This window comes from Klebsiella sp. LY, assembly GCF_004010915.1.
Classification (GTDB): Bacteria; Pseudomonadota; Gammaproteobacteria; order Enterobacterales; family Enterobacteriaceae; genus Klebsiella; species Klebsiella quasipneumoniae.
Genome location: NZ_CP022444.1, coordinates 233,970 through 251,553, shown reverse-complemented (window position 1 = coordinate 251,553; position 17,584 = coordinate 233,970). Strand labels below are relative to the sequence as shown.

Annotated in this window: 16 protein-coding genes; 10 read left to right on the top strand and 6 right to left on the bottom strand. The window is 59.4% G+C overall.

Annotated features, from left to right (window positions below; translation table 11 throughout):
- Nucleotides 1-27: 27 nt before the first annotated feature.
- The 3 genes from cybB (at nucleotide 28) to CE636_RS03955 (ending at nucleotide 2,078) form a co-directional block, all read left to right on the top strand.
- Nucleotides 28-555 carry a cytochrome b561 gene (gene cybB, locus CE636_RS03965; protein WP_004202824.1) on the top strand — a complete coding sequence of 176 codons (528 nt, stop codon included), beginning with the start codon at nucleotides 28-30 and terminating at the stop codon, nucleotides 553-555.
- 104 nt (nucleotides 556-659) lie between these two features.
- On the top strand, nucleotides 660-935 hold the full coding sequence (locus tag CE636_RS03960) for a metal/formaldehyde-sensitive transcriptional repressor (RefSeq protein WP_004202822.1): 276 nt from the start codon (nucleotides 660-662) through the stop codon (nucleotides 933-935).
- Nucleotides 936-959: 24 nt separating this feature from the next.
- Nucleotides 960-2,078 carry an S-(hydroxymethyl)glutathione dehydrogenase/class III alcohol dehydrogenase gene (locus CE636_RS03955; protein ID WP_004202819.1) on the top strand — a complete coding sequence of 373 codons (1,119 nt, stop codon included), beginning with the start codon at nucleotides 960-962 and terminating at the stop codon, nucleotides 2,076-2,078.
- A 68-nt stretch (nucleotides 2,079-2,146) separates the two neighbouring features.
- Here the strand turns inward: CE636_RS03955 and CE636_RS03950 are convergent, their stop codons facing one another.
- The 4 genes from CE636_RS03950 to pcaH form a co-directional block, all read right to left on the bottom strand.
- Nucleotides 2,147-4,519: a glucose/quinate/shikimate family membrane-bound PQQ-dependent dehydrogenase gene (locus CE636_RS03950; RefSeq protein ID WP_004202818.1), complete on the bottom strand. Its 2,373-nt coding sequence runs from the start codon at nucleotides 4,517-4,519 to the stop codon at nucleotides 2,147-2,149.
- A 277-nt stretch (nucleotides 4,520-4,796) separates the two neighbouring features.
- On the bottom strand, nucleotides 4,797-5,720 hold the full coding sequence (locus tag CE636_RS03945) for a LysR substrate-binding domain-containing protein (protein ID WP_017900467.1): 924 nt from the start codon (nucleotides 5,718-5,720) through the stop codon (nucleotides 4,797-4,799).
- A gap of 177 nt (nucleotides 5,721-5,897) precedes the next feature.
- Nucleotides 5,898-6,518, bottom strand: coding sequence for a protocatechuate 3,4-dioxygenase subunit alpha (gene pcaG / locus CE636_RS03940; protein WP_004202817.1), 621 nt, complete (start codon nucleotides 6,516-6,518; stop codon nucleotides 5,898-5,900).
- The gene (gene pcaH / locus CE636_RS03935) at nucleotides 6,515-7,255 is read right to left on the bottom strand and encodes a protocatechuate 3,4-dioxygenase subunit beta (RefSeq protein ID WP_004202816.1); all 741 of its coding nucleotides are present in this window, start codon (nucleotides 7,253-7,255) and stop codon (nucleotides 6,515-6,517) included. Before pcaH ends, pcaG begins: the two co-directional genes overlap by 4 nt.
- 239 nt (nucleotides 7,256-7,494) lie before the next feature.
- Between pcaH and CE636_RS03930 the strand changes: the two genes are divergently transcribed.
- The 4 genes from CE636_RS03930 (at nucleotide 7,495) to rimL (ending at nucleotide 12,987) form a co-directional block, all read left to right on the top strand.
- The gene (locus CE636_RS03930) at nucleotides 7,495-8,838 is read left to right on the top strand and encodes a VOC family protein (RefSeq protein WP_004202815.1); all 1,344 of its coding nucleotides are present in this window, start codon (nucleotides 7,495-7,497) and stop codon (nucleotides 8,836-8,838) included.
- Between the two features lie 41 nt (nucleotides 8,839-8,879).
- On the top strand, nucleotides 8,880-10,385 hold the full coding sequence (locus CE636_RS03925) for a carboxylesterase/lipase family protein (RefSeq protein ID WP_017900468.1): 1,506 nt from the start codon (nucleotides 8,880-8,882) through the stop codon (nucleotides 10,383-10,385).
- Between the two features lie 315 nt (nucleotides 10,386-10,700).
- Nucleotides 10,701-12,356, top strand: a complete 1,656-nt coding sequence (locus CE636_RS03920; protein ID WP_017900469.1) for a glucan biosynthesis protein D — start codon at nucleotides 10,701-10,703, stop codon at nucleotides 12,354-12,356.
- 52 nt (nucleotides 12,357-12,408) lie between these two features.
- Nucleotides 12,409-12,987, top strand: a complete 579-nt coding sequence (rimL, locus tag CE636_RS03915; RefSeq protein WP_017900470.1) for a 50S ribosomal protein L7/L12-serine acetyltransferase — start codon at nucleotides 12,409-12,411, stop codon at nucleotides 12,985-12,987.
- Here the strand turns inward: rimL and ydcK are convergent.
- On the bottom strand, nucleotides 12,973-13,953 hold the full coding sequence (gene ydcK / locus CE636_RS03910; RefSeq protein WP_017900471.1) for a YdcK family protein: 981 nt from the start codon (nucleotides 13,951-13,953) through the stop codon (nucleotides 12,973-12,975). The genes rimL and ydcK overlap by 15 nt on opposite strands.
- Nucleotides 13,954-14,064: 111 nt before the next feature.
- On the opposite strand from ydcK, the gene tehA reads away from it, so the two are divergent.
- From tehA to CE636_RS03895, 3 genes are all read left to right on the top strand, one after another.
- On the top strand, nucleotides 14,065-15,069 hold the full coding sequence (gene tehA / locus CE636_RS03905; protein WP_017900472.1) for a dicarboxylate transporter/tellurite-resistance protein TehA: 1,005 nt from the start codon (nucleotides 14,065-14,067) through the stop codon (nucleotides 15,067-15,069).
- Nucleotides 15,066-15,662, top strand: a complete 597-nt coding sequence (tehB, locus tag CE636_RS03900) for a tellurite resistance methyltransferase TehB (protein ID WP_017900473.1) — start codon at nucleotides 15,066-15,068, stop codon at nucleotides 15,660-15,662. Before tehA ends, tehB begins: the two co-directional genes overlap by 4 nt.
- A 262-nt stretch (nucleotides 15,663-15,924) precedes the next feature.
- Nucleotides 15,925-16,593 (top strand): DUF3313 domain-containing protein, encoded by a 669-nt coding sequence (locus tag CE636_RS03895; protein ID WP_004202796.1) that lies wholly within the window; start codon nucleotides 15,925-15,927, stop codon nucleotides 16,591-16,593.
- Between the two features lie 47 nt (nucleotides 16,594-16,640).
- Here the strand turns inward: CE636_RS03895 and CE636_RS03890 are convergent, their stop codons facing one another.
- On the bottom strand, nucleotides 16,641-17,537 hold the full coding sequence (locus CE636_RS03890) for a DMT family transporter (RefSeq protein ID WP_004202795.1): 897 nt from the start codon (nucleotides 17,535-17,537) through the stop codon (nucleotides 16,641-16,643).
- Nucleotides 17,538-17,584: the final 47 nt, after the last annotated feature.

The following is a 17,584-nucleotide window of genomic DNA, read 5'->3' as shown; positions in this document are numbered from 1 at the left end:
AATCACACTTTCCATTAAGGATATTCCATGCGCGATAAATATTCCGGCCTGCAGATCGGCATCCACTGGCTGGTCTTTCTGCTGGTGGTGGTGGCCTATGCGGCGATGGAGCTGCGCGGATTTTTCCCCCGCAGCGATCGGCCGCTGATCAATATGGTTCATGTTTCCTGCGGAATCACCATTTGCGTGCTGATGGTGGCGCGTCTGCTGGTGCGGCTGAAAATGCCGACGCCGCCGATCGTGCCAAAGCCGTCACCGATGATGACTGGTTTCGCCCATCTCGGCCATCTGATTATCTATCTGCTGTTTATCGTCCTGCCGCTGATTGGCATGGTAATGATGTACTGGCGCGGGAATCCCTGGTACGCCTTTGGCCTGACGATGCCGTATGCTCCGCAGAGCGATTTTGAGCGGGTGGACACCCTGAAAGCGATCCATGAATGGTTAGCGAACGCCGGTTACTTCGTGATTGGCCTGCATGCCTTTGCTGCGCTGCTCCATCATTACTGGTGGAAAGATAATACCCTGCTGCGAATGATGCCCCGTAAGCGCTGAATGGTTTGCTTCAACATTCAGACCCCGTCCCGCGACGGGGTTTTTTTTGCCTTTGTGGTGAATAAAATATAGTATACCCCCCTATATGATACGGAGGCGTTATCGTGCCACATTCACCTGAAGATAAAAAACGGGCGCTCAGCCGCGTACGACGCATCCGCGGCCAGGTTGAAGCCCTTGAACGCGCGCTGGAGTCCGGCGAGCCCTGTATGACTATCCTGCAGCAGATCGCCTCGATTCGCGGGGCGGCAAACGGTCTGATGGGCGAAATGGTGGAGATCCACCTGCAGGACGAGCTGGTCAGCGGCGACACCACCCCGGACCAGCGGGCCGCGAGAATGGCAGAGGTCGGTCATCTGCTACGATCCTATTTAAAATAACATCACGACGAGGAAGAGACAGTTATGAAATCACGCGCAGCAGTGGCCTTTGGCCCCGGTCAGCCGTTAAAAATCGTAGAGATTGACGTCGCGCCGCCGAAAAAAGGCGAAGTTCTGGTGAAAATCACCCATACCGGCGTGTGCCATACCGATGCTTTCACCCTTTCCGGCGACGATCCGGAAGGGGTCTTCCCGGCGGTGCTGGGCCATGAAGGCGGCGGCGTGGTCGTGGAAGTGGGCGAGGGCGTCACCAGCCTTAAGCCGGGCGATCATGTCATCCCGCTGTATACCGCCGAATGCGGCGAGTGCAAATTCTGTAAGTCGGGTAAAACCAATCTCTGTCAGGCGGTACGCGCTACCCAGGGCAAAGGGCTGATGCCGGACGGCACCACCCGTTTCTCGTATAACGGCGAACCGATTTATCACTACATGGGCACCAGCACCTTCAGCGAATACACGGTCTGCGCTGAGATCTCGCTGGCGAAAGTCAATCCGCAGGCGCCGCTGGATAAAGTGTGTCTGCTGGGCTGCGGCGTGACCACCGGTATCGGCGCGGTGCACAACACGGCGAAGGTTAAGGCCGGGGATACCGTCGCGGTCTTTGGTCTGGGCGGCATCGGCCTGGCGGTGATCCAGGGCGCTGTGCAGGCGCAAGCCGGGCGCATTCTGGCAGTCGATACCAACCCGGATAAGTTCACTCTCGCTAAAGAGATGGGGGCTACCGACTTTATCAACCCCAACGACTACGATAAGCCGATTCAGGATGTGATCGTTGAGCTGACCGACGGCGGGGTGGATTTCAGCTTCGAGTGCATCGGTAATGTCAATGTGATGCGCGCGGCGCTGGAGTGCTGCCATAAGGGTTGGGGCGAGAGCGTCATTATCGGCGTGGCCGGCGCCGGGCAGGAGATCAAAACCCGTCCGTTCCAGCTGGTGACAGGCCGCGTGTGGCGCGGCTCCGCCTTTGGCGGCGTGAAAGGCCGTAGCCAGCTGCCGGGAATGGTGGAAGACGCGATGGCGGGTAAAATTCGCCTCGACCCGTTTATTACTCATCGCCTGCCGCTGGAGCAGATTAACGAGGCCTTTGACCTGATGCATGAAGGCAAATCGATTCGCACCGTGATCCACTTTGGCGACCAGTAATCGCTAACGCGCAAGGCGTTTCGGCAACAGCAAAAAAGGGCCCGGATGGGCCCTTTTGCTTAAGTCAATCAGTGATGGTCAGGGAGCGCGTAGGCGATAATGTAATCGCCGCGATCCGGAGACTGACGGGCGCCGCCCGCATTGATAATGATGTACTGCTTACCGGTTTTCGGCGACACGTAGGTCATCGGGCCTGACTGGCTGCCAACCGGCAGACGGGATTTCCAGATCTCCTTGCCGTTAGCGGTATCAAAGGCGCGCAGGTAGAAATCCTGAGTGCCGGCGAAGAACAGCAGCCCGGACTGCGTCGCCAGCGACGCGCCAAGGGTCGGCATACCGATCGGAATCGGCATGTGCATGCGGATCCCCAGCGGCCCGGTATCCTCTACGGTACCTACCGGCACCTGCCACACCAGTTTCCCGGTTTTCAGATCCACCGCGGACATGGTGCCGAACGGCGGCTTCTGGCACGGAATGCCCAGCGGCGACAGGAAACGTTCGCGCATGGCGCCAAACGGCGTGCCTTCCATCGGCACGATGCCCATCTCGATGCCGCTGGCGTCTTTCGCCACCTTCTCGCGCGGCACCATATAGTTGGCGAGACCCAGACGCATATCGTTAACGAACATCAGGCTGTTGTTGGGATCCACCGAGACGCTGCCCCAGTTCATGCCGCCAAGCGAGCCCGGGAACTGCAGGGAGCGGTCTTCTCCCGGCGGGGTAAAGACGCCCTGATGGCGCATCTCTTTGAACTGGATACGGCACAGCAGCAGGTCGATCGGCGTCGCTCCCCACATATCGGACTCGGTCAGCGTCTGGTTACCGATCATCGGCATTCCCACCGAGTAAGGCTGCGTCGGCGAGTAGCGCTCGCCTTTGACATTGCCCACCGGCACCGGCCGCTCTTCCACTTTCGCCACCGGCTCGCCGGTTTCGCGGTTGAGCATAAAGATCATGCCCTGCTTGCTGGTCTGCACCAGCACCGGGGTGGTGCCGCCCTTGCCGTCAGGCAGATCGTACAGCAGCGGCTGAGACGGCAGGTCAAAGTCCCACAGGTCGTGGTGGGTGGTCTGGAAGTGCCAGCGTACCTGGCCGGTAGCGGCATCCACGGCGACGATGGAGGAGCTGTATTTATCGTCCAGCGCGGTTCGTTCGCCGCCAAAGAAGTCAGGCGTAGCGTTACCGGTCGGCAGATAGATCAGGTTCAGCTTCGCGTCGTAAGACATCGCCGACCAGACGTTCGGCGTGCCGCGCGTATAGGTCTGGCCCTCCGGCGGTACGCCGGTCAGCGCCGGATTACCCGGATCCCACGCCCAGGCCAGTTTACCGGTGTGGACGTCAAACGCACGGACCACCCCCGGCGGTTCGCCGGTAGAGTAGTTATCCGCGACGCGGCCGCCGACCACCACCACATTACCCGCGACCAGCGGGGTGGAGGTCTGCTGATAGTAGCCTGCTTTGACTTCGCCCATCCCGACGCTAAGGTCGACAATACCGCGATCGCCGAAGCTCTCGCACAGTTTGCCGGTGTCGGCATCAATGGCGATCAGGCGGGCATCGATCGTCGGCAGGAACAGACGACGGGAGCAAGCGGCAGGCTGAGCGCCTGACGCTGGCGTCGTCTGCGCCTGGCTATCTTCGTAATAGCCTAAGCCGCGGCAGCGCTGCCAGTTAGGCGAAGAGGATTTGGAATCATAGCGCCATTTCTCTTTGCCGCTGTCGACATCCAGCGCCAGCACTTTGCTGTAAGGGGTACAGACGTAGAGGGTATCGCCAATCTGCAGCGGGGTATTCTGATCTTCCGCGCCGGAGCCATTGCTCTGTGGGATATCGCCAGTATGCGCCACCCAGGCTACCTGCAGCTGGTTGACGTTTTGCTTGTTGATTTGATCCAGGGCGGCGAAGCGGTCGCCGTGGGTGGTGTTGCCCCAGTGCGCCCAGTTTTTCTGCTCTTCGCCCGGCGCGACGGGTTTCACCGGCACCGCTTCCGTGGCGCTGACCAGCGGTTCGGATTTAAACATCCAGCCAAAGCTTCCCGCCAGCGCCACGGCGAGCACGGCGGCGATGGCAAAAGCCGGGCCTTTTTTCGTCGGCGAGCTGGCAAGGAAAGGCCAGACCAGGGCGGCGAGGAAGGCCAGCACGCCAAGGGCGAACAGACGCGAGAAGAGCGGCCAGAAGTTCCAGCCAGCGTCGCCGATCGCCCAGATCACCGAAGCGATAAACGCCACGGCGTACAGCAGAATACCCCCGCGGCGGCGACGGAAAATCAGCACCGCCGCGATAACCATCACCACGCCCATCAGCGCGAAGTACAGCGTGCCGCCGACGAGAGCCAGTTTTGCCCCCAGAATACCGATAGCCAGACCGATGATCAGCATCAGTCCGGCGAGAAGCCACTGCAGGATCCGGGGGAATCCGCGCGGCGCGTTGCCAGTTGTCATGAAATCTCCTTAACCACACCAGCCACCTCAGTGCGAACCAAATGAAACAAAGTTATTTTGTTTTATTTTTGAATGAAGTGGTTTGTATCTTCATAACGCCAAGTTTATTGCCTGTTTTGATTTCGTATGAACCATTTGGTGAAATCGCGATATGATAGATCTGTTAAAGAAATTTGCGCAAATGTTAATAAATAATTTCGCACTAAATGATTATTCTGCTGAATGTGACGCAGTCAGCGTTGGCTCCCCGGCCGCTACGGGCCGGGGGATCAGCGGATCAGGCAGGCATTGATTTACGAATAACGCTGAGCAGGGTTTGTGTCCCGGGGGTCAGCGTCGCATCGACGCGGGTTAGAATGCCGATGGGCTCCCCGGCGCCCTGGGTGGCAATCGGCAGGGCGGTCAGTACGCCACGGCGAAGATCGTCTTTCACCGCCCCGGAAGGGACGAACCAGACATAGTCAAAATCGACCGTCAGCTGGCGCGACAGTGAAGCGGAGAGGGTCTCGATGCAGCCGGCGGGCATTTTACAGCCCTGGCTCTGGAGCAGCGCTTCGGCGTTTTGCCGCGGCACGGTGCCCTTTGGCGAGACCACCACCGGCCACTCCATCACCCGACTGAGGGTCACGGTCTCCTGCAGCAGAGGATGTCCCGGGCGTACCACCAGCTTAAGGGATTCCAGGAACAGCAGTTCGTAATGCAGCCCGCTCATCAGCTCCGGATCGGACATCCGTCCGATGCCGATGTCGATCTCCCCGGATTTTAACCCGGCGAGCAGCATGGTGTTGTTCATGGTGGCGACCTGCAGCGTGATATCTTTTTGCTGCTTATGGAACTGGCCGATCACCGTCGGTAGGATCCCCAGCGCGGCGGTAGGCAGCGCGCCGATGCGCACGATATCGTTATTCAGCCCCTCTTTACGGTTCAGCGCCTGGCCCGCCGAGTTAAGGGCATCAAGCACTTTCACTGCATGAGTCAGAAACTGTTCCCCGACCAGCGTCAACTGCGCCCCCAGACGTCCCCGCTCAAACAGACGGGTACCGGTCAGCTGTTCAAGCTCGTTAAGCGTTTTTGAAAGTGCTGGCTGGCTCAGATTTAAAGTTTCAGCCGCGCGCCCCAGCGTTCCCTGTTGAGCGACGGCCACGAAGGTGTGTAGATGGCGCAAGCGAATGCGCTGACTGAAGAGACCATTTTTTTCCATAGTAAGATGATGTTAAAAACACAGCGGTGAAAGAGACAAGCGGCCTTGTTTAAATTTGATAACCAGATAGCAAAATATTATTAACATTTGAGCTGATTACATTACAAGATCTTTCCCTATGGTTTAACACGCCGTCGCCCCGGCTGTACGGGGCGACGGCGGTGGTCAGCATGGCCGCTAGATATCGAAAAAGACGGTTTCGTTCTCGCCCTGCAGATAAATGTCGAAACGATAGACCACTTCCGCACCGCGAACCTCGCGCTCGGCGATTAAGGTTTTGCGTCTCACCTCCCATTCGATGAGATTCAGCACCGGGTCGCTGGCATTGGCCTCGTGCTCATCGGCGAAATACATCCGCGTATTCAGGCCAATGTTGATCCCCCGAGCCACCACCCACAGATTGACGTGCGGCGCCATCAGACGGCCGTCGCGGCCAACCACCGCGCCGGGCTTGATGGTTTCAAAGCGCCAGACGCCGGAGGTGAAGTCAGAGCAGGTGCGCCCCCAGCCGCGAAAGCCTGGGTCGACCGCTTTCTGCTGCTGACGGTCCTCAGGATGGTTATAGCGTCCCGCGGCGTTAGCCTGCCAGATCTCCAGCAGCACGTCGCGGACCGGGGTTCCGGAGCCGTCGATAACCCGGCCTTCAATGGTGATCCGTTCCCCGACCGTATCGGCGGTGGTGAGAACCGGACCAAAATTTTTTTCAAAAATATGAAAACCCGCCGCGTCCGGTGCCAGACCGATATGAACATAGGGTCCCGCAGTCTGCGAGGCGGTTTCAGGCAGATACTCTTTCATCGGGCGGCCCCCTGAGTGCGATTTTCAAACAGCGTGGCGCGATGGCCGCGCAGAACAAGGTCGAAGCGGTAGGCCAGACAATCCAGCGGCACGGCGGCGTGCATGTCCAGCTCGGCGATCAGGGTGCGCACGGCGTCGTCATTATTAATGGTCCTGACGATCGGGCACTGCTTGATCAACGGGTCGCCTTCGAAATACATCTGGGTGATCAGGCGCTGGGCCCAGGCGTCGCCTGAAAGCGAGAAATGAATATGCGCCGGACGCCAGTCGCTGGCCTGGTTGCGCCAGGGGTAGGGGCCGGGCTTGATGGTGCGAAAACAGTAATAACCGTTCTCGTCGGTCAGCACCCGACCGCAGCCGCCGAAGTTCGGGTCAATCGGCGCCAGATACTGATCTTTTTTATGTCGATAGCGGCCGCCGGCATTGGCCTGCCACACTTCCACCAGGGTGTTTTTCATTGGTCGGCCGAAACCATCCCGCACGTAGCCGTGCACAATGATCCGCTCGCCAATCGGCAGGCCTTCTTTGGCATAGTTAAGGATAAGGTCATTATCCAGCGGTCCCAGGTCGTCGCGGCTAAACACCGGGCCGGTGATCTCTGACAGCGAGTTCTGCAGGGAGATTAGGGCGTTTTTCGGGGAGCGCAGGACGCTGGTTTTATAGCCCGGGGCGTAAGCGGGCGGGTGACTACTGTAATCGCGATGGATAACCTCGCGCGGGGACCATTTATCGTTCATCGGGTACTCCGTATAGAGGGTAGAGAGGCATGTTGTTGTAATGTCGCCAGAAACAGTGTGTGTAAATATATTGTTAATTTAAAGTGAAATTACCGGGTGTTTTTCATAACCGTCGGTTATGCCCTGCGCCATGCCCATGACCGGAAGCAGGTTATCGCCATCACAGTTTGTAAATTCTTCCCCCCGCCGGGAGGCAGCTTTCCTACACTCCAGGAAGTATTCACTGGAGGTAACACATCATGGCGAACACCATCACGGCTGATGAGATTCGGGAGCAGTTTTCGCAGGCCATGTCGGCCATGTACCAGCAGGAAGTTCCGCAGTACGGGACGCTGCTGGAGCTGGTGGCTGACGTCAACCTGGCGGTACTGGAAAATAATCCGAAGCTGCATGAACAACTGGCCAACGCCGACGAGCTGGCTCGCCTGAACGTTGAGCGCCACGGGGCGATCCGCGTGGGCACAGCGGAGGAACTGGCGACGCTGCGTCGCATGTTTGCCATCATGGGGATGTATCCCGTCGGCTATTATGATCTTTCACAGGCCGGCGTGCCGGTTCATTCCACGGCGTTTCGTCCTGTCGACGATGCCGCGCTGGCGCGCAATCCGTTTCGGGTTTTTACCTCGCTGCTGCGTCTGGAGCTGATCGAAAACCGCGCTCTGCGTGAGCGAGCCGAGGCGATCCTCGCCCGGCGCAACATATTCACTCCCCGCTGTCTGGCGCTGATCGCCCGGCACGAGGCCGAAGGGGCGTTCACCCCTGCGGAAGCCCGCGAGTTCGTGCAGGAGGCGCTGGAGACCTTCCGCTGGCACCGGCATGCCACCGTCGATGAGGAGACCTACCACGCGCTGCATCGCGAGCATCGCTTGATTGCCGATGTGGTCTGCTTCCCGGGATGTCATATCAACCACCTCACGCCGCGGACGCTGGATATTGACCGCGCGCAGGCCCTGATGCCGGAGTGCGGCATTGAGCCAAAGGCCCTGATCGAAGGTCCGCCGCGCCGGGAGGTACCGATCCTCCTGCGACAGACCAGCTTCAAGGCGCTTGAGGAACCAGTAATGTTCGCCGGCGAACACCGCGGCACTCACAGCGCCCGCTTCGGCGAAATTGAGCAGCGCGGCGTGGCGCTGACGCCAAAAGGACGCGCGCTATACGACCGATTGCTGCAGGCAGCAGGGACCGGCAAAGACAATCTCAGCCACCAGCTGCATCTGCAGGAGGTATTCCGCGAATTTCCCGACAGCGAATTTCTGCTGCGTCAGCAGGGGCTGGCCTGGTTTCGCTACCGCCTGACGCCGGCTGGCGAGGCCCATCGCCACGCGTTTCGCCCGGGCGACGATCCCCAGCCGCTGATCGAGCGCGGGTGGATAGTGGCCCAGCCTATCGTCTATGAGGATTTTTTACCGGTCAGCGCGGCGGGCATTTTTCAGTCCAATCTGGGTAACGAAACCCAGGCCCGCAGCCACGGGAATGCCAGCCGCGAAGCCTTTGAAGCGGCGCTGGGCTGTCCGGTGCAGGATGAATTTGAACTGTACCAGCAGGCGGAGGAGCGCAGCAAACGACGTTGCGGTCTGCTGTAAAATCAGTAACCTGCTGGCATCAGCCTTACAGGGAGCAGGTTATGCAACATCCGTCGAAACCGCTGGCGAAAACCCGGCAGGGCACGCTGGCCGGGAGTGCAGAGCAGGGGATCCATATCTGGCGCGGCATTCCGTACGCCGCGCCGCCCGTGGGGCCGCTGCGCTGGCGCGCGCCGCAGCCTCCCTCCCGCTGGCCGGGCGTGCGTCAGGCCGACGCCTTTTCCGCCGCCAGCTGGCAGGACATTGACTACTGCCGCGAACTTGGCGGCGGGGATCCCGGTCGCTTCAGCGAAGACTGTCTCTATCTCAACGTCTGGGCCCCCGCCAGCGCAGCGCAGCCGCTGCCGGTGATGGTCTGGCTGCACGGTGGCGGGTTTACCATCGGCGCCGGTAGCCTGCCGCCTTACGATGGCCTGGCGCTGGCCAGCCGCGACGTGGTGGTGGTGACGGTCAACTACCGTCTGGGCCACCTCGGCTTTTTCGCCCACCCGGCGCTGGAAGAAGAGGCGGGCGAGCGGTTGTATAACTTCGCGCTGCTCGACCAGATCGCCGCCCTGCAGTGGGTCCAGGAAAACATTCACGCCTTCGGCGGCGACGCCGCCAACGTCACGCTGTTTGGCGAATCCGCCGGGGCGCGCAGCGTGCTGTCGCTGATGGCCTCGCCGAAAGCGAAAGGGTTGTTCCATAAAGCGATTATTCAGAGCGGGTATACCTTACCCGATCTGCCGCGGGAAAAGGCGCTGGAGAAAGGCCGTCTGCTGGCGGAGCATTTCGCCTTACCACAGGCCAGCGCTGAGCAACTGCGGGCAATCCCGGCGGAGGCCTTCTGGTCGCTTTCCGCCCCGCTGAATATCGGGCCAGCGCCCATCGCAGGCGATATCGTGCTCCCGCAGCCGATGCTGGAGACCTTTTTTGCCGGGCGCCAGCATCCGATGCCGGTGATCATCGGCTCCAACAGCGATGAAGCCAGCGTGATGGCGGTGTTTGGCGTCGACATCGCCGGGCAGATCCAGAAACTGCGCCGTGAGCGCCGTCTGGGTCTGGGACTGATCAAACTCCTCTATCCCGGCGTAAAAGGCGATGAAGCGCTGGGGCGGGAAGTCTGTCGGGATATGGCGTTTACCACCCTCGGCTATGTGGTGATGCAGGCCCAGCAGCGCGTGGGCCAGCCGTGCTGGCGGTACTGGTTCGATTATGTCGCGGAAGCGGAACATGACGCCTATCCGCACGGCGCCTGGCACGGCAACGAGGTGCCCTACGTGTTTGATAACCTGCGGCTCACCGACCCGGTGCGGCAGTATGCCAGTGAAGCGGATCTGGCCTTCGCCGCTCAGGTCGCTGACTACTGGGTCCAGTTTGCCCGCGTCGCCAGCGGCGAGCAGGTGCTTGCCGGCGCGGTGCGCTGGCCGGCGTGCCTGCGCGGACGGGATCGTTTGCTGCGCATTGGCCTGCATAAGCGTGCCGGGTTTAAAGTGGAGAATCGCTTTATGCGCGCCCGGCTGGCGCTGTTTCGCCGGGTGATGAAGCACCACGTGACCCTCGAATAAAGGGGATGGGGGCGGCTCAGCGGGGCACGCCCCTGCTGCAGGCCGCGGGTGGCTAAGAAACGGCCCGGCGATGAGACAGGGCGCCGGGAGAGTGCTGTCCGCTTTGTTTAAGGCGGGTTTGCGTTAGATATTGCGCTCTCCCTCCGCCGGCGATGAAAAAACAGCCTGTTCTGGTAGACAGGGCTTTTTTACCGTTTTTCTGCTGGCAACAATTGGATTATTAATCGTTTTTGTCTAGAGTGGGCGGAAATTATCACGCAGCGTGATGACGCGTTGCGAATCATTTCACCCGTGCAGAAGGACGCTTTCTCAGGCATGAACCGCAGACGTTTTCTTAAATCTTCCATGGCTGTTGCCGCCGTATGCGGAACGTCAGGAGTCGCTTCCTTATTCAGTCAGGCCGCGTTTGCTGAAGACGCGGGCATTGCCGACGGGCAGACGCGTCGGTTCGATTATGCCGTGCTGCAGGCGATGGCCCACGATCTGGCGCGCCAGCCGTGGGGCGGGGCACCGCGCGATCTGCCGCCGACGCTGGCCAATCTCACCCCGCAGGCTTATAACAGCATTCAGTATGACGCTAACCACTCGCTATGGAACAATATTGAAGAACGCAAACTGGATATCCAGTTTTTCCACGTCGGGATGGGGTTCCGTCGCCGCGTGCGCATGTTCTCTTTAGACGCCGCCACCCAGCAGGCGCGCGAGATCCACTTCCGTCCGGAGCTGTTCAAGTACAATGACGCCGGGGTAGATACCCGCCAGCTGGAAGGACAGTCCGACCTCGGCTTCGCCGGGTTCCGGGTATTTAAAGCACCTGAGCTGGCGCGCCGGGATATCGTGGCGTTTCTCGGCGCCAGCTATTTTCGCGCGGTAGACAGCACCTACCAGTATGGCCTGTCGGCCCGTGGGCTGGCGGTGGATACCTTTACCGATACCCCGGAAGAGTTCCCCGATTTCACCTCTTTCTGGTTCGAAACGGTCAAAGGGGACGCCACGGTCTTTACCGTTTACGCCCTGCTCGACAGCCCGAGCATCACTGGCGCCTACAAGTTCACCATCCACTGCCAGGATACCCAGGTCATTATGGACGTCGAGAACCATCTCTACGCCCGCAAGGATATCAAACAGCTGGGGATCGCGCCGATGACCAGCATGTTCAGCTGCGGCAACAACGAGCGTCGGATGTGCGATACCATCCACCCGCAGATCCACGACTCCGATCGGCTGTCGATGTGGCTGGGCAACGGCGAATGGATCTGCCGGCCGCTGAACAACCCGCAGAAGCTGCAGTTCAACGCCTTCCAGGACAAGAACCCGCGCGGCTTTGGTCTGCTGCAGCTGGACCGTAATTTTTCCCACTACCAGGACGTGATGGGCTGGTATAACAAGCGTCCCAGCCTGTGGGTTGAGCCGCGTAACCAGTGGGGCAAAGGGGCGGTCAGCCTGATGGAGATCCCGACCACCGGTGAAACGCTGGATAATATCGTCTGCTTCTGGCAGCCGGAAAAGGCAGTGAAGGCGGGCGACGAACTCGACTTCAGCTACCGTCTCTACTGGAGCGCACAGCCGCCGGTCAGCACACCGCTGGCGCGTGTGCTCGCCACCCGCACCGGGATGGGGGGCTTCCCGGAGGGATGGGCACCGGGCGAACACTACCCGGACAAGTGGGCGCGTCGTTTTGCCATCGACTTTGTTGGCGGCGATCTGAAAGCGGCCGCGCCGCGCGGTATTGAACCGGTGATCACCCTCTCCAGCGGCGAAGCGAAGCAGATTGAAATCCTCTACGTCGAGCCGTTCGATGGCTACCGGATCCTCTTCGACTGGTATCCGACCTCCGACTCGACCGACCCGGTGGAGATGCGTCTGTTCCTGCGCTGTCAGGGAGAAGCCATCAGCGAAACCTGGCTCTATCAGTACTTCCCGCCGGCGCCGGATAAACGTAACTACATTGACGACCGGATCATGAAATAACCCCGTGACAGCCGTGGCCCCAGGCACCCCCTGCGGGCCCGTAGAGAGGCCCATGACCACAGACATTCCAGCAGTACCGGAGTCGATCCCGGTAACCGAGGCGCTGACGCTTATCGCCATTGATGAACGCTACGTCAGCGACCTGCACCAGCTGGTGGTGAAAAACCAGCGCTGGCTACAGCAGTCGCTCAGCTGGGCCGGCGAGGTGCGCAGCGAAGAGGAGACCCGCCGCCATATGCAGGGTAACGTGATGCTGCATCAGCGGGATTACGCCAAAATGTTTTTGCTGTTTCTCGAAAAGCGGCCGATTGGCGTTCTGTCGTTTAACCAGATCGAGCCGCAGAATAAGACGGCCTATATTGGCTACTGGATCGATGAGGATCACCAGGGGCAGGGGTATCTGTCCCGTTCCCTGCAGGCCTTTATCCACCACTATGCCCGCAGCGGGCTGGTGCGCCGGTTTGTGATCAAATGTCGGGTGGCGAATACCCGCAGCAACCAGGTGGCGTTGCGTAACGGGTTTGTTCTGGAAGGCTGTCTCCGACAGGCCGAGTATCTGAACGGCAGCTATGACGATCAGAATATCTACGCCCGTATTATTGACCGCGACGAGGCGCTACAGGGCGCCTAACAGCGGCGTTCGGGTGATCTGCTGTTGGCCGCCGAGGGTCTTCGGGCCGCGCAGGTGAATGGCTTCTCCTTCCCGTGCGGCGATTTGCACCTCGTCCCCAAGAGTGACCTGGTGCTCAACGATCACATCGCCGACGATGACAGCCCGCCCCTGGATCAGCACGTCATCATCAAGCAGAATCGGTCCACCGCGCAGCTGCGCCTCGCCGCCCACCATCGCCCGATGCTTTAGCAGACAGTTGCCTTCAATCACCGCATTCTCCGCGACCTGCGAGCTGTAGCGCACGGTGGGAATGGCGTCCTCACCGCGTCCCGCGATCAGACGGGCATGTCCGTAAATCCGCGCGTTATCGCACACCCAGACGTCGTTCTCCTCGTTTCCCTCGAGCCTGGCATGGTCAAAGACTTCCGCCCGATGTTCGACAAAAGCGTGTTCGACGAAGGCCTCGCCATAGATCTGCGCCTGGTGGAGAATGCGCGACGCGCTGACGGTGGCTCGCTGATAAATCTGCAGCACTTTGTCGCGATCGGCGGTCAGCCCACGGGCGGCAATGACTTGACAGTGGGGCAGAAGACGAGCCTCATCGGCGAGGCGACAGTAGCCGCGCACCAAACTCTGGCTAATCGTGACGTTGTCACCAATCTGCGCGTGATGGCTGACCTGCGAGGCGTGAATGGATGCCCGTCCGCTGATGATAGCCCCATGGCTGACCACGCAGGGGCCATTGAGTCGGGCTTCGTCGAGGATGCGCGCCCCGGCGAAGACCACGCTATTGGCATCGTAGATCCAGCATTCTCCCTGCTGGCTGAGGGCGCTTTCTTCATCCACCCAGCCGCCTTCGCTGCCCGCTTTGACGTCAGCGAAATCGATAAGCGCCACGATCTGGCGCAGGGTGACGCACTGTTTGCCATCCTCTTCCTGGTAACAATACTGCCGGGTCTGTTCGCTGAGACGGTATTTACGCATTCCCGATCCTCATTACTTATGGTTAACATAAACATAGCAAAGATCGCCGTAGCGCGTGGTATAAGGTTCCTTTAGAATGCAACTTCAAATTTAATTGATAACATCAATAAAATGAACAAAACGTATAGGTCGCAGCAGGTGCTTAACCTGCCGGCGGGATATTTTGGCATGGTGCTTGGCACCATCGGGATGGGCTTTGCCTGGCGTTACGCCAGCACCCTCTGGCCGGTCAGCCGCAGTATTGGTGATGGGCTGGTGACGCTGGCGATAGCGATATGGGTCCTGCTCAGTATGGCGTTTATCAGCCGGGCGATCCGCTTTCCGGCGAGTGTGCTGCAGGAGATGCGACATCCGGTCAGCAGCAGCTTCGTCAGCCTGTTTCCCGCCACCACGTTGCTGGTATCGATTGGTCTGGCGCCCTGGTGCCGACCGCTGGCCATCGGGCTGTTTGTGCCGGGCGTGGCGCTGCAGCTGGCCTATGCCGCCTGGCAAAGCGGCGGCCTGTGGCGGGGAAACCATCCTCGCGAGGCCACTACGCCGGGGCTGTATCTGCCCACGGTGGCGAATAATTTTATCAGCGCGATGGCCTGCGGCGCGCTGGGGTTTACCGACGCCGGACTGGTGTTCCTTGGCGCCGGGGTCTTCTCCTGGCTGAGCCTCGAGCCGGCTATCCTCCATCGTCTGCGCAGCGCAGGCGAACTGCCGACCGCGCTGCGCACGTCGCTGGGGATCCAGCTGGCGCCTGCGCTGGTGGCCTGCAGCGCCTGGCTCAGCGTTAACGGCGGTGAGGCCGATACCTTCGCTAAGCTGCTGTTCGGCTACGGTCTGTTGCAGCTGCTGTTTATGCTGCGTCTGATGCCCTGGTATCTTCGCCAGCCGTTCAATGCTTCTTACTGGAGCTTCTCGTTTGGTATCTCCGCCCTGGCCACCACCGGGCTGCATCTGGGCCAGGCGAAGGCGGACGGCTTTTTTCATCATCTGGCGCTGCCGCTCTTTATTTTTAGCAATCTGGTCATCGGCCTGCTGCTGCTGCGCACAGGGCTGCTGTTGGTCAGCGGGAAACTGTTGCTACAGGTCGACCGGGAAACACTCCTGAATAAGAAGGAAGGATCATGACAACGCGAGACGCGGATTATTTTAGTGAAAAATATGGCCTGACCCGCACCCACTCTGAGGTGCTGCATGCCGCGACGATTGTGCCGCCGGGAAGGGCGCTGGATCTGGGCTGCGGCAACGGACGTAACAGTCTTTATCTGGCGGCGAATGGCTTCACGGTGACGGCGTGGGATAAAAATGCGATGAGCATCAACAATCTGGAGACTATTCGCGCCGCCGAAGGGCTGGATAATCTGCAGACCGCGGTGAAAGACCTCAACAGCCTGGCCTTTGACGGCGAGTATGATCTGATCCTCTCCACCGTAGTGATGATGTTCCTCGAGCCTGACACCATCCCTGGACTCATCGGCAATATGCAGCGCTGCACCGCCGCCGGGGGCTATAACCTGATTGTCGCGGCGATGGACACCGAGGACTATCCCTGCACCGTCGGCTTCCCGTTTGCTTTTAAACCCGATGAACTTCGGGAGTACTACCGGGACTGGGAATTACTGAAATATAATGAGGACGTCGGTGAGCTGCATCGGACCGACGCCAGCGGCAACCGGATCAAATTGCGCTTCGCCACGCTGCTGGCGCGCAAGCCCGCATAATCCTCAGCGGCGCGTGTAATTACTGAGATTGACCGCGCCGCCTCTCACGAATACACCTCGGATCAAGAAGCGCGAAAATCCTCGCTGAAAAGAAAGGTTAAAGCCGACCTGTTAACGTTTTAAGTAATTATTTAATAACGTAATGTTGATCCCATCAATATTTGTATATCTTCCTTGACGAAGCCCTCATTTTGTCACAAAACTAGTGGGTCTTATCTGCTATAACGTCTGCCGAAAAAACTGCATTTACAGGGATCTCTTTATGCGTACTCGCGTGTTATTTAAAGTCGCCGCTCTGGCGGGGATGTTAGCGTTGACGGGCTGTGCGTCCAAACTGGCGCAACCGAATCAGTATTCGGGCTTTTTAAAAGACTATTCCAACCTGAAAGAAGCCACCACTGCCTCCGGTAAGTCGGAGCTGCGTTGGATCGATCCAAACTACAATCCGGCCAACTACGATAATGTCGTCTACCATCCGGTAACGTACTATCCAGTACCGAAGCCGACGACCCAGGTGGGTGAAAAGGCGCTGCAGGATATTTTGAATTACACCAACAAACAGCTCAAACAGGCCATTTCCGAGCGTAAACCGCTGGCAACCACCGCCGGCAAGCGTAGCCTTATTTTCCGCGGGGCGATTACCGGAGTGGACTCCAGCAAAGAAGGGCTGCAGTTCTATGAAGTGGTTCCGGTAGCGATGATTGTTGCCGGTACTCAAGCCGCCACCGGCCATCGTACGATGGACACCGACCTCTATTTTGAAGCCGAACTGATTGACGCCAGCACCAACAAGCCGGTGATCAAAGTGGTTCGTAAAGGTGAGGGCAAAACCCTGGCCAATGAAAACACGCCGCTGACTATCGAAACCATGAAGCAGGTGATCGATGATATGGCGGTAGACGCCGTCAAATTCGACCCTTCCCAGCGGTAATCTCGTCAGCGCCGTCTGCCGACGGCGCTGATTTATCTTCCTCCGTTTCAGGCCAGCTTTCGGCGCAGCAGCAGCTGTTCCGGTTTGGCAAACATCACCAGATTACCCAACAGGATCAGCGCCAGTCCGATAACGGCGTTGCTGTGCCATACATACCCTTCATAGACGGTGGAGATGGACAGGGCGACCAGCGGAAACAGCAGCGTACTGTAGGCGGCTTTGCTGGCGCCGATGCGCCCTACAAGGGTGAAATAGGCGCCGAAGGCGACAACTGAGCCGAACAGCGCCAGGTAAAGCAGGGCGCCAAGATAGCTGACGGTCCACTCCGGCATGAAATTATCCCCGCGGAGCAGAGCGATAGCCCCCATCACCAGCGTGCCGTACAGCATCGCCCAGCTGTTGGTGGTCAGCGTCTCCAGCCCCCGCCGCTGGTGACGAATACTGAACATATTGCCCAGCGAAAAGCCATAGGTGCCCAGCGCGCTCAGACCGATCCCCCACAGTAGCGTAGCGTTTAGCCCGTTGGCCAGCAGGTCATCCCAGAACAGGGTGACGATACCGGCCAGACCGAGCGCGGCGGCAGCCCAGAAGCGTCCCGGCGGCTGCTGGCGGAAGAAAAGAAAGCTGTTGATGGCGTTAAACAGTACCGCCATGGAAAAGATCACCGACTCCAGACCGGTGTTGATCCAGGCGGCGGCGGTATAAAAGCACCAGAAATTGAAGCAGAAGACGCAGCAGCCCTGCAGCAGGCAGCAGAGATGGTCCTTCGCGCCCAGCGGCCGCAGACGTCGTGTGACGAGCAGAATCGTCAGCATTGTGACGCTGGCCACGGCGAAACGCCAGAATATCGATACCGGCGCCGCCACCGGCCCCTGTTGTAAAAAAATAGCAATCCACGTCGTCCCCCAGATAACTACAACGAGTGCATAAAGTAATGCGTTCACCCTGGTTCTCCTCTGCTTGTTGAACGGAGGAGTATGCCGCCTGCCGC

Bases quoted from the DNA above. Each gene is read 5' to 3' on its own strand.
- cybB (WP_004202824.1), top strand. From the start codon at position 28: ATGCGCGATAAATATTCCGGCCTGCAGATCGGCATCCACTGGCTGGTC.
- CE636_RS03955 (WP_004202819.1), top strand. From the start codon at position 960: ATGAAATCACGCGCAGCAGTGGCCTTTGGCCCCGGTCAGCCGTTAAAA.
- CE636_RS03950 (WP_004202818.1), bottom strand. From the start codon at position 4,519: ATGACAACTGGCAACGCGCCGCGCGGATTCCCCCGGATCCTGCAGTGG.
- CE636_RS03945 (WP_017900467.1), bottom strand. From the start codon at position 5,720: ATGGAAAAAAATGGTCTCTTCAGTCAGCGCATTCGCTTGCGCCATCTA.
- pcaG (WP_004202817.1), bottom strand. From the start codon at position 6,518: ATGAAAGAGTATCTGCCTGAAACCGCCTCGCAGACTGCGGGACCCTAT.
- pcaH (WP_004202816.1), bottom strand. From the start codon at position 7,255: ATGAACGATAAATGGTCCCCGCGCGAGGTTATCCATCGCGATTACAGT.
- CE636_RS03930 (WP_004202815.1), top strand. From the start codon at position 7,495: ATGGCGAACACCATCACGGCTGATGAGATTCGGGAGCAGTTTTCGCAG.
- CE636_RS03925 (WP_017900468.1), top strand. From the start codon at position 8,880: ATGCAACATCCGTCGAAACCGCTGGCGAAAACCCGGCAGGGCACGCTG.
- CE636_RS03920 (WP_017900469.1), top strand. From the start codon at position 10,701: ATGAACCGCAGACGTTTTCTTAAATCTTCCATGGCTGTTGCCGCCGTA.
- rimL (WP_017900470.1), top strand. From the start codon at position 12,409: ATGACCACAGACATTCCAGCAGTACCGGAGTCGATCCCGGTAACCGAG.
- ydcK (WP_017900471.1), bottom strand. From the start codon at position 13,953: ATGCGTAAATACCGTCTCAGCGAACAGACCCGGCAGTATTGTTACCAG.
- tehA (WP_017900472.1), top strand. From the start codon at position 14,065: ATGAACAAAACGTATAGGTCGCAGCAGGTGCTTAACCTGCCGGCGGGA.
- tehB (WP_017900473.1), top strand. From the start codon at position 15,066: ATGACAACGCGAGACGCGGATTATTTTAGTGAAAAATATGGCCTGACC.
- CE636_RS03895 (WP_004202796.1), top strand. From the start codon at position 15,925: ATGCGTACTCGCGTGTTATTTAAAGTCGCCGCTCTGGCGGGGATGTTA.